The organism is Flectobacillus rivi (genome assembly GCF_030056655.1).
Taxonomy (GTDB): Bacteria; Bacteroidota; Bacteroidia; order Cytophagales; family Spirosomataceae; genus Flectobacillus; species Flectobacillus rivi.
Genome location: NZ_JASHIE010000003.1, coordinates 187,628 through 202,230, shown reverse-complemented (window position 1 = coordinate 202,230; position 14,603 = coordinate 187,628). Strand labels below are relative to the sequence as shown.

Below are 14,603 nucleotides of genomic sequence, written 5' to 3'. Positions count from 1 at the left end.
TTTTAATCATTCTCGAAAAAACTAAATCCAAAATCAAACATCCCAAATCCACAATCATTAGTGTCCCGCATTCGCAATGGCTCCCTTCGATGATTTTGTTTTCAACGCAAAGAAAAGTACTACTACAAAACATGCCAATGGAACAATATATGCCGTTTGGATTGAACTAATGTCGGAGATACGTCCCATGATAACAGGGAAAATAGCGCCTCCAACAATTGACATAATCACTAAAGATGAACCCAACTTGGTTTGTGAACCTAAACCTTGAATACTCAATGAGAAAATGGTTGGGAACATAATAGACATAAAGAATTCAACGCCAATTAATGCATAGATAGAGGTAAAGCCACCAATCATGATTGCTACCGCCAAAAGACCGATATTGAAAACACTATAAACCGCCAACAAACGATTTGGTGCGATATATTTCATCAAGAAAGTACCTAAAAAGCGTCCTAACATGAAGCACAACAAAGCAAAAGCCAAATAGCCAGCAGCTTCTTTTTCGCCAATGCCTGCCGTTTTACCCAAGAAACGAATAAAGAAACTAGATACGCAAACTTGTGCTCCCACATAAAAGAATTGTGCCAGAACACCCAACATCAAATTAGTCTGTTTGAAGATACTTCCTTTTTCTGTTGCGCTATTTTCGTCAGTACTTTCTTTAATTTCAGGCAAGTTCGTTTTCCATAAAATTGCCGCAACGCTCAATACCACTAAACCAATAACGATGTACGGAATTTGAACACTTTGTGCTTCGTGTGTCAAAAGTGCATCTACTTCACTACTCGATAATGTTTTTAATTGCTCTTCAGAGATAGTCGTATCTGTCAAAATAAAGAATTTGCCAGCCAATGGCGCTAACGAAGCCGCCAAACCATTGAACGATTGAGATAAATTAAGCCTTTGCGTAGCTGTATGCTCATCGCCCAAAACTGTTACATACGGGTTTGCCGCCGTTTCCAAGAAAGTCAAGCCACTCGCAATAATAAACAAGGCAAAAAGAAACAAACCATAAGTACGTGTTCCTGCCGCAGGATAAAATAAAAATGCCCCTCCAGCAAAAATCAATAGACCTAGAATAATCCCTGATTTATAACCGTATTTGTTCATCACCAAACCCGCTGGAATGGCCATCACAAAATATCCTACAAAAAAAGCAGAATCAATAAAAGCAGACTGAAGGTCGGTAAGTTGACAAGCTTTCTTTAGATGTGGAATCAAAATTGGGTTGAGATTGTGTGCAAATCCCCACAGAAAAAATAATACTGTTATTAATATAAAAGGGATTAAATAGGATTTCGTGGAATCGTTTGTTTTCGGCAATGCCATAAATGTTTGATTTAAGTTATTTAACTGTTGTCAAAAGTCAATTTTTTAGAAAAATACTCATACGGCAAAAATATGAGACATTCCTTAATTTAGCGAATGAGTGATTATGTTAAAATTTGTATTCTAGCAGTAGAGACGCAATGATTGCGTCTTAAGAGGTATCATTTGAAAAATAGTATCAAACATGATGCATCCCGAATGATCGGATTGAGATTATTCTTCAAGGTTTCATCAAAAAAGCGGTCGGAAAATATTTTCCGACCGCTTTTTTGATGCTATCATACTAGATTTCACTCGGCTTTAGACGCAATCATTGTGTCTCGACTAGTAAAATACCTATTAAAAATAATCACTCATTCGCTAAATTAAAGATGACTCAACTTTTACTTCTCATGTTTAGGGAAATTAAACAAAGAAGAAGTAATAATCGGAATCGCAAAGATGGCTACCGTCAAGATAGAAATATAAGAATCTGCTGTTTCTCCTTCCATAAAGTGACAGAACGTATTGTCTGGATACAAATGACAAACGGCTGAAAGCGCTAATTTTACACCAAGTACCCCAATTACGATAAATGCTGAAGTTTCAAGAAAAGGGTAACGCTCCATCAAGCGCACAAAAGCTTGGGCAACAAATCTCATCGCCAAAATCCCGATAAATACCCCAATCCAAATAAGATAGATGTTGTCAGTAAAGGCCACAGCTGCAAAAACGTTATCAATCGAAAAAGCTAAATCCATTACTTCTACCATAATGACGGTAGACCAGAAAATGCCAAAGCGACCAATGGTATGTTTATAAACCCAATTTTCTTTCTTATTTAAGGTATCATCCTCATGCTCTGGTGTTTTCTCTGTTTTGAAATAATCATAGCACAAGTACAAGAGGTAAAGTCCACCGAGAGGTTTGAGCCACCAAACTTTCACGAGCATTGCTGCAAATAGCAAGCAAATACCACGGAAAATATACGCGCCAATGATACCATACTTCAAGGCTTTTTCTCTTTGGTCTTTAGGCAAGTCCATCACCATGGTTGCCAAAACGGCAGCATTATCTACCGATAGTAAGCTTTCAATTAATACGAGGTTTCCAATAATCAAAAATGCTTTTCCTAAATCATCCCCAAGGATGTGATGCAATAATTCCATACTGTCTGTTTAATTTTTTTCAAATTTAGGCATAAAGAGGTCTAAAAATGCCCTGCACAAGTATTTTCTTTTTAACGGCAAATAAATCATGCAAACGGTTATAGATATTTTCTATGGTTTTAGTAGGTTATTTTCTAATCCTGATAATTTCTTATCATTTAATAGACTACCTGAAAAAACATCAGACGATGAGAACCTAGGATTCCACTCTCTACCAAGAGTATAATTATAAAATTAACATTGATAATATAGGGATAACAATAAGTTCAATCATGTTTAATCGGTAGGTAATATTGCGGTTAAATGACCGACTTACTTTTGTGCCATCATTCAAATAGAAACGTAGGAATAAACCACATAACTCAAAATCGTTTCTTAATCAATTCCAATATGAGGCACAAATTACTATTTACTGCACTATTATTCTTATCGAGTTTTACTTTATCTCTTGCCCAGCAGCTAGGTACTATTCGTGGTACTATCAAAGACGCCGTTACTAAGGAAGACCTTGTAGGAGCAACTGTCATTATTGAAGGACAAAATAAAGGTGCTGCGGCTGATATCAACGGATTTTTCTCTTTGAATAGAGTTCCAGTAGGTACATATACATTAAAGGTTTCGTTTGTAGGGTTTAATGTAAAGGTGATTGAGAAAGTTCAAGTGTTGGCTGAGAAGGTAACCGAAGTAAATGTTTTACTTCAAGAAGAAGGTTCAACTTTGAGCGAAGTAAAGGTTGTAGGACAAAAATTAACTAATACCGAAATTTCCGTTATTTCAGAAATTAAAGCGGCACAACAAATTGTAAGTGGTATTTCTTCAGCACAAATTGGAAAAACGCTTGACCGTAATGCTGCTGAGGTAGTAAAACGTGTACCAGGTGTAACCATTTTTGGGGATAGATTTATTAATATCAGAGGCTTGAACGAGCGTTATAACAGTGTAATGCTGAACAACACTTTTACGCCTTCGATGGAAACAGACGTGCGTTCGTTTTCATTTGATATTATTCCTTCTAACCAAATCGATCGTATTTTAGTATTCAAAAGCCCTGCGGCCGAACTCCCTGGAGAATTTGCTGGTGGTGTCGTGAAAATTTTTACGAAATCTATCCCTGAACAAAATAGCATTACCATTGATTTTGGAGGAGGATACAGAGATGGAACAACTGGTAAAAACTTCTTTTCGCCACAACATGGCTCAAGTTACTGGACAGGTTTCAATGATGGATATAATGATTTGCCAAAATTCTTCCCTGCCAATCGTCAAGAGTTGATTAATGCAAACCCAACTCGTTTGCAGCAAATTGGTCAGTCTCTTAAAAACAACTGGACGCCAGTTCAATCTACAGCTTTACCAGATTTGAGATTTACTTTGACGGGTGCTTTCAAAATAGAGAAAGAAAAATACAGAATTGGTAATATTACGGCGATTAACTACTCAAATACAAGAACGCTGTACAACATGGCTCGCAATGACTACGGATACAGTCGTATTCAAAGCACTGGAGAGCCAGATCCGATTTTTAACTTTCAAGATACACAATATAGCAACGCCATTCGCTTGGGTGTAATGCACAACTGGGCAGTGAAATTTGGTGAAAACCATACGATTGAATTCAAGAACTTATTCAACCAAATGAGCAATTCTCAGTTTGTAGATCGTATCGGTTTCGACAACGGAACAGATTGGAATATCCGTTCATTTGACCAAATCTACCGTGGTATCTACACTGGACAATTGGTTGGTAAGCACCAATTCAATAACAAAAATACACAAGTGGATTGGGTGGTAGGTTATAACCAATCATTCCGTGATCAACCTGATTACAAGCGTTTTAGATATAATATTTCGAACGGACAAAGAAACTTATTAGTACCGCAAGGGGCAGCTCAAACCTTCAATTTAGGTCGTACCAATATCATCATGGACGAAAACGCTATAACAGGTGGCGCTAATTTAGTTCAAAAAGTTGTTTTGCAAAAAGGAGCAAAAGCTGAAGATAATAAAGAATTGGAGCTAAAAGCAGGGGTTTATGTTGAAAGTAAGGAACGTACATTCAAAGCTCGTAACTTAGCCTATGTACAAGCAAACAGTTCATTGTTTAACATTGGCAATTTACCTATCGAAGAAATTTTTGCACCACAAAATATTAATAGTACAAACGGGGTGAAAATTGATGAGCAAACTAACCCGAATGACTCATATACTGCCAACAACCATTTGTATGCAGCATATATCTCAGGAAACTATTCATTAACGAAAAAATTCAATGTGATTGCAGGTTTGAGAGTTGAGAACAACGCTCAGAAATTGAATTCTTACGATTTAGTGGGTGCGCCATTAAATTATAACAATACGCAGACAACGTTGCTTCCATCGGTAAACATGACGTATAACTTTTCTGAAAAAGCTTTATTACGTTTAGCTTACGGAAAAACAATCAACCGTCCTGAGTTTAGAGAAGTCGCACCGTTCTCATTCTATGATTTTGTAAACAATCGTAATATTTCAGGTAATCCTCAGTTGAAGAATGCCAACATTCATAACGTGGATTTCAGATATGAGTTCTATCCAACACCAGCAGAGGTATTGAGTATTGCAGCATTCTACAAATACTTCGAAACACCAATTGAGGTTGTATTTGCAAGTGGTTCAAACCCGAACTTGAGTTTTGACAATGCCAAAAGTGCTTACAGTGCAGGTATTGAATTAGAGGCAAGGAAATCATTGGAAAATGTTTCAAAATCTCCTTTCATTCAAAAACTCAACTTAGTATTTAACGCTGCGTTTATTCATAGCCGTGTGTCATTGAATCCATCAACAGCTTCTACACAATCTGATAATCGCCCATTGCAAGGACAGTCACCTTACATTATCAATGCAGGTTTGAATTACAACGATACCAAGAAGAGCCTACAAGTTAACTTGTTATTCAACGTAATTGGAAAACGTATCTATGCGGTAGGTAATAACTATGGCTTTGCCTATCCAGACTGGTACGAAATGCCTAGAAACGTAGTTGACTTAACTTTCTCAAAAGGCATCGGTAAAAACTTGTTAATCAAAGGAGGTATTACTGACATCCTAAACCAGACAAATTACATCTTACAAGATGGTAATCAGGATAATAAGTTTGATAAAAACGAAGACCAGATTATCCAATCTTACAAACCTGGAAGTGTTTACTCTCTGGGTGTAGTATATACAATTAAATAGCAACAACCAGCTATAAACTATCGGTTTTCAGGGAAGGAAATATTTGAGAATTCCTGAATGCCGATAGCTCAAAGCCGAAAATTTTTCTGGCATTACTACTTTCTTTCCCTAGACATTGGTGGGATGCCTTTCTTTAAAACGGTGGCAACGTTACTCGTTTGCCCTTATAAATCATTCAATTTTAAACACATAATTTTACCAAAAAATGAGACTCTTCAAAATGAATGTAGTTAAGGTATTTGCCTTAATGCTCTCAATGGCTGTTTTGACAAACGCTTGTAAAAAAGACGAAGAAATCGGACCAGCACCAACTTTGACTGTCGCTTCTAACTTGGCTGGTACTCCTGGTACTACAGTTCAGTTGAAAGCATCTATCAATGCTCCAGAAGGTATCAAATCTATCACAGTTTTGAAAAACGGTGTAGCATTTGATGTAGTAACAAAGAATGGTGAGAAAACTTTCGAATATGCAAAAGACTATCAAATTGATAACCTTGCAGCTAATTCGGTTGTAAACTTTACAGTTTTGGTAACAGATATGAAAAACCAAAACTCTACGTTGACAACTTTACCAGTAACAGTTACAGCAGTTCCACCAAAAACTATCGTTGAGGTAAAAGGTACGTTGGAAGGTAACATTACATGGGATGCTACTAAAATCTATAAATTGGTTGGTTTTGTAAGAGTAGGTGAAGAAACTACTTTCGGTAGCATCACTAAAACTGCTACCTTGACTATCCCTGCTGGTACAGTAGTAATCGGTGACCGTGCTACTAAAGGTGCATTGTTAGTTCAACGTGGTTCTAAATTAATCGCAAACGGTACAGCTACAAACCCTATTATCTTTACTTCTGAAAGAAACGTAGGCGAACGTGAAGCTGGTGACTGGGGTGGTATTATCCTTTGTGGTAAAGCTCCAAACAACTTGCCAGACAACGCTAACGACAGACAATTAGAAGGTGGTTACGGTGGTTTCCACGGTGGTTCAGATGCAGCAGATAACTCTGGTTCATTGAAATATGTTCGTATCGAATACGCTGGTGTACCAATCAACCCGAACCAAGAGGTTAACTCTTTGACAATGGGTTCTGTAGGTAACGGTACTACAATCGACTATGTTCAGGCTTCATTTGGTTTGGATGACTCATTCGAATGGTTTGGTGGTACAGTAAACTGTAAACACTTGGTAGCTTACAAAGGTTTGGATGATGACTTTGATAACGATAACGGTTTCTCTGGTTATGTTCAATACGGTATCGGTATCCGTGGTACTACACAAGCTGACCAATCTGGTTCAAACGGTTTTGAAGTTGACAACGATGCTAACGGTTCAAACAACACACCATATACTTCAGCGATTTTTGCTAACATGTCAATCATCGGTGCTAAAGGAAATGCTGAGACTTCAATCTCTACATTGTTCCAAAATGGTGCTCAATTGCGTCGTAACAACAAATTGAAAATCTACAATTCATTCTTCACAGGTTATCCTTTCGGTATCTACATCGATAGCCAAAGAGGTGATGCAAAAGGTAATGCTGCGAAAGGTGACATCGTATTACAAAACATCGTATTGGCTGGTGTTGCTAGCTGGGGTACTAACAACTGGGGAACTGGTGCTGCTACAAACCCTAAAGGTTTCCCAGTATCTGATACAGAACAAACTACTGCCGCTCCAGCAATCTTGATTGGTACTCAAACGCCAACTGACTGGTTCAAAGCTCAATCAGGTAACAAAATCTTGACTGATTTCTCTAAAACTGGTATCAGCACAACATTGTGGTCTACTGGTCGCCCAACATTTACTTTGACAACTGGTACAGCTGAATCATTAATCGGTTTCAACTTGCCATCAACGCTTCCTTCATTCTTTGACAAAACTGACTACGTTGGTGCATTCAAAGATTCAGATTGGACAGCAGGTTGGACTGAGTTTACTCCACAATCAGTTGTTTATATCAAGTAATCTGAAATACTACAGATTTCAAATTTCTGAATAATTAAATAGTACATCCCGAGTCAATATTTTGACTCGGGATGATTTAAACAAAAACCAATATGAAACATTTATTTGCCTTCACATTTATCCTTTTATTCTTTACTCAATGCGGTACTAAGAAAGAACCATTACAATATTTCTCAGAAAGCGAAAGAGACTCTCTTCTGACAGATATGATTACCTATGTGTACGTTCCTGCGCCTTATGCCAATAATCAAACCAAGTTTGATGCTAAATACAGACCTTTCTACATCAAAAGTTTACCAAGTTTTTATCTACAAAATTACTTCGAAGCCGATAACGGATATGCCTACTTTTTTATGATTAGACCCGTAGGTTCAAGTCCAGTGTACCGAAGAGGTGTGTTAGGGAAAATGAAATTAGACCCTAAAACGCACAAGATTACCGAGTTTGAAGAAATTGTAAATACTCCACACATGAAAGAGGAGGAGGTAAGAGAAAAAGGTCAATTTCTTTTTAATAAACTCATTGAAAAAGGAAATATACAAGAGTATTTGGGCATGAATCAATACATTCAATGGCCAGATAGTACTTTAAGATATGACAAGCCTACCCATACGTGGGTAAGTGTTGGAAGCTTTACTATTAAATAAACTATGTAAGGGCAATTCCCTCACCTCTGGTGGGGGAAAGTCCAAATGGATTTTCATATTGGTGCAAATAAGCAAAGGTCATGGTAATCATCATGACCTTTCTGGTTTTGTGGAAGGTATAAAAAAATAAGAATTTTGCTTTGAGATATAATTTAAAATAGTCAATTTAAACATTGTTATGCTAACCGAGTAAATTGGAGCGGAGAATGCATTGTTATGATTGTAGGAAGGATTTTTGACTATTGCGGATTTGTGATTTCTGATTTCGGAAATGAATAAAGTGCTTTTTTAGAAAATGTTATTTAAAAAGTAGATTATACTTCCGAAATCCATCATCCGAAATAAATGGTTTTTACAATTCTTCGTATACTTCTAATGCAGAGTTTTGAATTTAAAACCTTCCCTGCGATTCACAAATACTTGTTTCGGATTATTGACGCATAACCTCAAACCTCTTTTTGATTATATAATAGCTTTTCACCCAAATAATAATTGCTTTATGGAAACCTTAACTACTATCCTGATTGGCTTAGCCACTTTCTTTGCACTTTGGCTAGGTCTTGCTTTGTTGATGAAAACCGAATACACCGTTTCTCGCTCGGTAATCATTCAAAAACCTCTCGAATCGGTTTTTTCGTATCTGAAATTGCTCAAAAATCAAGACAATTTTTCTGTTTGGGCAAAAATGGATCCCAATATGACCAAAACCTACAAAGGCACCGATGGTCAAGTGGGTTTTGTATCAGCATGGGATAGTCCTATGAAGAATGTAGGGACTGGAGAACAAGAAATTTTGGAGATTGAAGAAAATGTAAAAATTGTTTCAGAATTACGTTTTTTGAAACCTTTCAAAGGTGAGGCTACCGCTCAGATGATTGTCAAAAATAGTGGAGAATCTCAAACCAAAGTCTACTGGCAATTTCATGGTAAAATGAAATATCCGTTTAATTTGCTCTTAGTTTTTTTAAGGATGGATAAAAAAATCGGTGGAGATTTGGCAACGGGTTTACATAATTTAAAGGAGATTTTAGAAAAATAAAGTTGAATTTTATCCCTCAAAAAATACCCCCAAACACATTACGTGAATGGGGGCTTTTTATTTAGGGTTGGTAATTAGGTTTAGAGATGAATATCTTTGTGCTACTAGCCCGAGACTAAGTCTAAGCAATCAGGCAATGTTTTTTGCATGATTGCGAATAACAACTACTGAATTCTGAATGGAAGAAACCAATTATCCTTGTTCATCAATCTAGATCTAACAGCTTCAGCATTCGGGTTGTTCGACTTGCGAAGTTTGTCATAGACCTTATTTGCCAAGAATGAAGGGTCATTTCTTCTAATCGCTACACGAACTAAATCTCCCCAGCGATGTCCTTCAAATGCTAATTCCAAAGCGCCTTCTTGAATGATAGAGTTTTCAATAGCCAAAGTACTGTCACCTTCTACGGTATTACTTTTGACCATCGCACGTCCACGAATCCCTGTTGCCAAGTGCCATGATGAGCGATAGCGAGTAGGAGCGTCGCCATTACGAGCATCAAAATCATACGGAGGTGAATCGAAGGTATTCATCAAGTTGGTTTTGTCCGAGATGGCAGTGTTGTTGTACGTGCTCGCAACGCCTGCGTTCACCAAGGCATAAGCCAACTTGCGACGACCATCACGGTTGGCAGCTTCAGCAAATTTTAAGTGAACATTGGCTGCACGGTTCAAAAACCAACGCCCGTTTTTCTCTTGCAAGCTTTTTCCAACCAATGAGTAAATAGAGCCAGCGGAGTTTGGATTCATGAAATTGTACAAATACTTAAATACCACAGGATTGCCATTAATGTTTTTGTAAGACATAACTCCACGGGCATCGTAGGCAAAATTGTTGGTTTGCGTTTGTCCATTCCAATAATCAATAGCGGCTTTTGAAGGCTGTAATAAATATTTTCCTCCAACATTCGAGAACAATTCTACAAATGGATTTTCAGGTAAAAACTTACTGTCAAACGGCAACAACCACAACCACTCAGGGTCACGAGAAATACTCGAAGTGTTTGAGATACTGTTGTAGTTGGTATTTGAACGGTCACGGGCAAAAATTGAGCGCCAGCCTGTTGTATTGTTATCCAATAAGTTATTAACGTCGTTGATATCAGAGTTATAGCTGACCGCAATTGGACCCATTCCTGACGAAATTTGACCTCTTGTAATTTTGTATAAATGATACCAAACGTTAATATCAGTTGCTTCAAATCCCAATCGGTCAGAGGTTGTCATGATATACTTATACATCGATGCTGCTTTAGTATATTGTTGATCCCAAAGGTATAAATCTCCCAACAACAAGTGTTTTTCAATGAAAAAAGTCGTCGGAGAATATCCATCCACGTTTGCCGAAACCAAGGTGTTATCCAAGGTATATGGGTCGAGGTAAGTAGCTGGAATAGCTTCCAATTCTTTAATCAATTGTTTGATAATGTCTGCCAAAGGCACACGAGCTTTCGTTGCCAACGATTTAACATCATCTACTGTTTCCACACTTTCAGTTACATAAGGTACACTGCCGTAATGGATACCCAACTGGAGATAAATCCAACTACGAAGTGCCAATACATCTGCCGAACGTTGGTAATACTCAGCACGTTTGATTTTGTTTTGATCTAGCATGATTTTGAAGTTTTTCAAAATATCATTACAGTTCAAAATTACCTCGTAATATGCTCGAGGATTGGCGTATTCGTTGGTTTCAGAAACAGCGTGTGCATTGATTTCTCGTAAAGACAAGTCAGCATTGGTAGTTACATCTAGCAAATCCCCACGTAATTCATTGAGGATGACATATTGCTTAGCCAAAGTCGAGAATTTTCCATAAAGACCAATAATGGCTGCATCAGCATCATAGATGTCACGATACATCTGTTTGGTACTTAATGCCTCCTCTGGTGCCAAATCAAACATTTTCTGACAACCTGACATACCCAAAAGCACGCCAGTAGCTAGTCCAATGTTCAGCGTTATTTTTCTTATCGTTGATTTCATTTTTTATCAAATTAAAATTTTCCCAAAAGGTATTAAGGTTACAAACCGAGTTTTACGCCCAAATTGAATGATTTTTGAATCGGTTCGAGCGTATTGTCAATTCCCTGACCAATCACAGAATTGGTAGCACTAAACTCAGGGTCATAGCCTAAGTATTTAGTGAATGTCAGTACATTGTTGGCATTGGCATATACCGTTAAGTATTTCAATATGCCTTTGTCAACATTGAAGTTGTACGACAAACCTACCGAGCGAAGACGGATATAAGAACCGTCCTCAATCCATCTGCTAGAGAAACGGCTGTTTTGCAACGGATCACCATAGGTAGCTCTTGGGATATTTGTTACTTGGCCATTGCCTCTCCAACGACCTTCTACAGCACGTGATTGGTTGTTGTAAGAATCTCCTGACTCGATATTGCGACGAGTATAGTTATACACATCATTTCCTGAAACAAAACTTACCAAAGCATCCAAAGTCCAGTTTTTGTACACAACTCTGTTGGTGATACCACCATAAATAGTAGGGTTGGGATTACCTAAAATCGTACGGTCTTTATCATCGATGATTTTATCGCCGTTCAAATCAGCAAATCTTGCATCACCAGCTTGGAAAGCGCGAAGTGTTCCATCTGGTAAACGAGTTTGTAAACCTTCGGCAGCTGCTTCAGCATCAGTAGCATATACTCCTTTGTAGATGGTTCCGAAGAAAGAGTTGGGTGCATCACCCATGCGAGTAACAATATTGCCAGCTCCGATATTAGTAACGATGTCAGCGTTGCCGTTAGGTAATTGGTCGATAGTAGACTTGGCGTGTGCAAGGTTTACGCCCAAATCCCATTTTACTGAAGATTTGTTTAATACCTTGAAATTGATGCTTGCCTCAAAACCCTTGGTTGTCATAGCACCACTATTCGTTAAGGCATATCCCAAACCAGCCGTTGTAGGAAGTACTTCAGCTACAATCATATCTGAGGTTTTGTTTTGGAAAACATCCACACTCAAACTAATTCTTTCTTTCAGTACTGCCACATCTAAACCTAAGTTAGATTTTGCTACAGTTTCCCATTTCAAACTTGGATTTGCAATATTTCCACGTACTAATCCTTGTAAGCCCAATAAATTTTGACCTACATAGAACTGTTTTGAAGAATAGTTACCAATGTCATCATTACCAACTTGTCCAATCGAACCGCGAAGTTTTAGTAAATCAAATGGACCATCAGCCAAAAATGGCTCTGCCGATAGTAACCATGCTGCCGAGAGTGATGGCATAATGGCGATAGGAGTACCACCTACTTTGAAGGTTGAGGCTTCTTTTCCAAATCTTGAAGAAGCATCCATACCAACGTTTAATCCTAAGAAATACTTGTCTGAATATGAATAGTTTACGGAACCATAAGTATTCATCCAGTTATAAGTTCCTATTCCTCCTTCAATATTGTTGTACAATACTAAGCCATTGCCAACACTGATTAATTGGTCAGTCGCAGAGTTATAGGCCAATAACTTATCTTGTTCCACACGAGAGCTGATAAACCTTACACCCAAACGAGCTGATAGTTCATGAACGTTTTTGAATGTTTTATCATAACTCACGAAAGTTTCGTTCGAAATATTGAAAAGGCGCTTGGTCTGTGAGCTCAATTGGTTGAGTGCCAAGGTATTTTTCAGTGTATCAGCTACCAAGCCATAGTTTGGAATAAATCTGTTTTCTTTGATTTTGTCAAAAGTAACAGCGATGTTAGTTCCTACTTTGAGGTTTTCATTAAACGCATATTTGAAATCCAATACCCCAAAAAAGCGGTATGCTTTGTTTCCACCCAAGGTGTTTTTAGCGGCTACGATAGGGTTGCCAATATTGAATACATCGTGATCCGCATAGTCAGGTGAGAAAATCCCTTGTGATGAAACACGATAGTCCGTCAAAAATGGTGCTTTTACCAGAGCCAAATAAATGGGGTTTGTTTTAGATGCAAATCCAAAATCCTTTGTCTCGGCTTCATTGTAGGCAAAACTCAAGTTGGCAGCAGCGGTAAGTTTACGACTCAGGTTCATATCAGCGTTGAAACGAGTACTGTATTTCTCCAAAGTCGAACCAATTACCCCATTTTTATTGCTTAAATAGTTGACAGAAAGGGCATATTTGGCAATGTTATCACCCCCAGTTACTTTCAAAAACATATTGGTAAGTGGACTACTTGCATATACTTTCTTTTGCCAATCTGTATTGTTGTGATAAGTATAATAATCTGGATTTGAGGTATTATCGTTCATGTATGGCAAGGCCGAAATCTGATTACTATTCAATCCTTGGCTCAACAACAAATCAGAAAGGTAACTTTTGTAACCGTTTACACCCATGACAGGTAAGTCTTTCGGTGCCATATTGACGCCACCATATAGCGCAAAGTCGATTTTAGTTCCTAATTCTTTAGCTCTAGAGGTAGTAATCATGATTACACCGTTCGCACCTTTTGTACCGTATAATGCCGCTGCTGAGGCATCTTTTAAAACAGAAATATTGCTAATATCTCTGATATCGATATAGCTTAAAGGGTTGTCGAAATAATTGCTATTTAACGAATTGCCATAAATGCCAGAATCGTAAATAACATTGTCAACCACGATCAAAGGACGATTAGTCGCCTGAAGGGAATTATAACCACGAATCGTAAAAAACGAACCTATATTAGTTGAACCAGAAAAGCGAGTGCTATTTAAACCAGCAATTCTGCCTTGCATATAAGTATCAGCAGATTCTGTCAGTTGAGACCATGCTTCTGCCGCAGCCGAGGAGGCTACTGCTCCTAAAGAACGCTGCTCAGAAATAGTACCCGTTGGGAGGGTAATATTACTTTCGGTTCCTAAGACATCTTGCAAGTACACATTAAACTTGGCACGTTTTGCCACGGGGATTTCCACAGAGGCAAAACCTGGACATTCAACATTGACAGCCACCGATGAACTTGGTACAGTTAATTGAAACTTACCATCTTCACCTGTAATGGTTGAGGTCATATTTTTGTAAAAAACACGAGCTCCTAATACAGGCTTGCCAGTAGCAGTACTAATGACCACCCCACTGATTTGTGTTTTGTATTGCACATGCACTTTGACCACCTCTGTAGGCTTTTTTTCCTGTGCTATGGCATCGAAATGTGCGAGCATAGTCCCGTAAACCGTCAGTGCCATGAGGGTCACTTTGGGAATTGCTGCGAATGGATTTTTGATATATTTCATGGATAAATGTCGTTATCGTCAA

General features: G+C 38.0%; 8 protein-coding genes. 4 read left to right on the top strand and 4 right to left on the bottom strand.

The genetic code is table 11. The features are described from left to right. Positions 1-57 precede the first annotated feature (57 nt). Both fucP and QM481_RS05190 read right to left on the bottom strand, forming a co-directional pair. Entirely contained in the window at positions 58-1,335 is a 1,278-nt protein-coding gene (fucP, locus tag QM481_RS05195) for an L-fucose:H+ symporter permease (protein WP_166552003.1), read from the bottom strand. A gap of 383 nt (positions 1,336-1,718) precedes the next feature. After that, on the bottom strand, positions 1,719-2,483 hold the full coding sequence (locus QM481_RS05190; RefSeq protein WP_283380909.1) for a MeeY/MeeF family manganese export membrane protein: 765 nt from the start codon (positions 2,481-2,483) through the stop codon (positions 1,719-1,721). A gap of 390 nt (positions 2,484-2,873) precedes the next feature. Between QM481_RS05190 and QM481_RS05185 the strand changes: the two genes are divergently transcribed. The 4 genes from QM481_RS05185 (at position 2,874) to QM481_RS05170 (ending at position 9,351) form a co-directional block, all read left to right on the top strand. Then, the gene (locus QM481_RS05185; RefSeq protein ID WP_283380908.1) at positions 2,874-5,699 is read left to right on the top strand and encodes a TonB-dependent receptor; all 2,826 of its coding nucleotides are present in this window, start codon (positions 2,874-2,876) and stop codon (positions 5,697-5,699) included. 205 nt (positions 5,700-5,904) lie between these two features. Next, positions 5,905-7,665: a beta-helix domain-containing protein gene (locus tag QM481_RS05180; protein ID WP_283380907.1), complete on the top strand. Its 1,761-nt coding sequence runs from the start codon at positions 5,905-5,907 to the stop codon at positions 7,663-7,665. A 92-nt stretch (positions 7,666-7,757) separates the two neighbouring features. Further along, positions 7,758-8,312 (top strand): hypothetical protein, encoded by a 555-nt coding sequence (locus QM481_RS05175; RefSeq protein WP_283380906.1) that lies wholly within the window; start codon positions 7,758-7,760, stop codon positions 8,310-8,312. A gap of 499 nt (positions 8,313-8,811) precedes the next feature. Next, the gene (locus QM481_RS05170; protein WP_283380905.1) at positions 8,812-9,351 is read left to right on the top strand and encodes an SRPBCC family protein; all 540 of its coding nucleotides are present in this window, start codon (positions 8,812-8,814) and stop codon (positions 9,349-9,351) included. A 164-nt stretch (positions 9,352-9,515) separates the two neighbouring features. On the opposite strand, the gene QM481_RS05165 is transcribed toward QM481_RS05170, so the two are convergent. Then, positions 9,516-11,339 carry a RagB/SusD family nutrient uptake outer membrane protein gene (locus QM481_RS05165; RefSeq protein ID WP_283380904.1) on the bottom strand — a complete coding sequence of 608 codons (1,824 nt, stop codon included), beginning with the start codon at positions 11,337-11,339 and terminating at the stop codon, positions 9,516-9,518. A gap of 38 nt (positions 11,340-11,377) precedes the next feature. Beyond that, complete coding sequence (locus QM481_RS05160; RefSeq protein ID WP_283380903.1) at positions 11,378-14,581, bottom strand: SusC/RagA family TonB-linked outer membrane protein; 3,204 nt, start codon at positions 14,579-14,581, stop codon at positions 11,378-11,380. Positions 14,582-14,603 lie beyond the last annotated feature (22 nt).

Coding starts and splice junctions, on each gene's coding strand:
- QM481_RS05180 (WP_283380907.1), top strand. CDS start 5,905: ATGAGACTCTTCAAAATGAATGTAGTTAAGGTATTTGCCTTAATGCTC.
- QM481_RS05160 (WP_283380903.1), bottom strand. CDS start 14,581: ATGAAATATATCAAAAATCCATTCGCAGCAATTCCCAAAGTGACCCTC.
- QM481_RS05170 (WP_283380905.1), top strand. CDS start 8,812: ATGGAAACCTTAACTACTATCCTGATTGGCTTAGCCACTTTCTTTGCA.
- QM481_RS05185 (WP_283380908.1), top strand. CDS start 2,874: ATGAGGCACAAATTACTATTTACTGCACTATTATTCTTATCGAGTTTT.
- QM481_RS05175 (WP_283380906.1), top strand. CDS start 7,758: ATGAAACATTTATTTGCCTTCACATTTATCCTTTTATTCTTTACTCAA.
- QM481_RS05165 (WP_283380904.1), bottom strand. CDS start 11,339: ATGAAATCAACGATAAGAAAAATAACGCTGAACATTGGACTAGCTACT.
- QM481_RS05190 (WP_283380909.1), bottom strand. CDS start 2,483: ATGGAATTATTGCATCACATCCTTGGGGATGATTTAGGAAAAGCATTT.
- fucP (WP_166552003.1), bottom strand. CDS start 1,335: ATGGCATTGCCGAAAACAAACGATTCCACGAAATCCTATTTAATCCCT.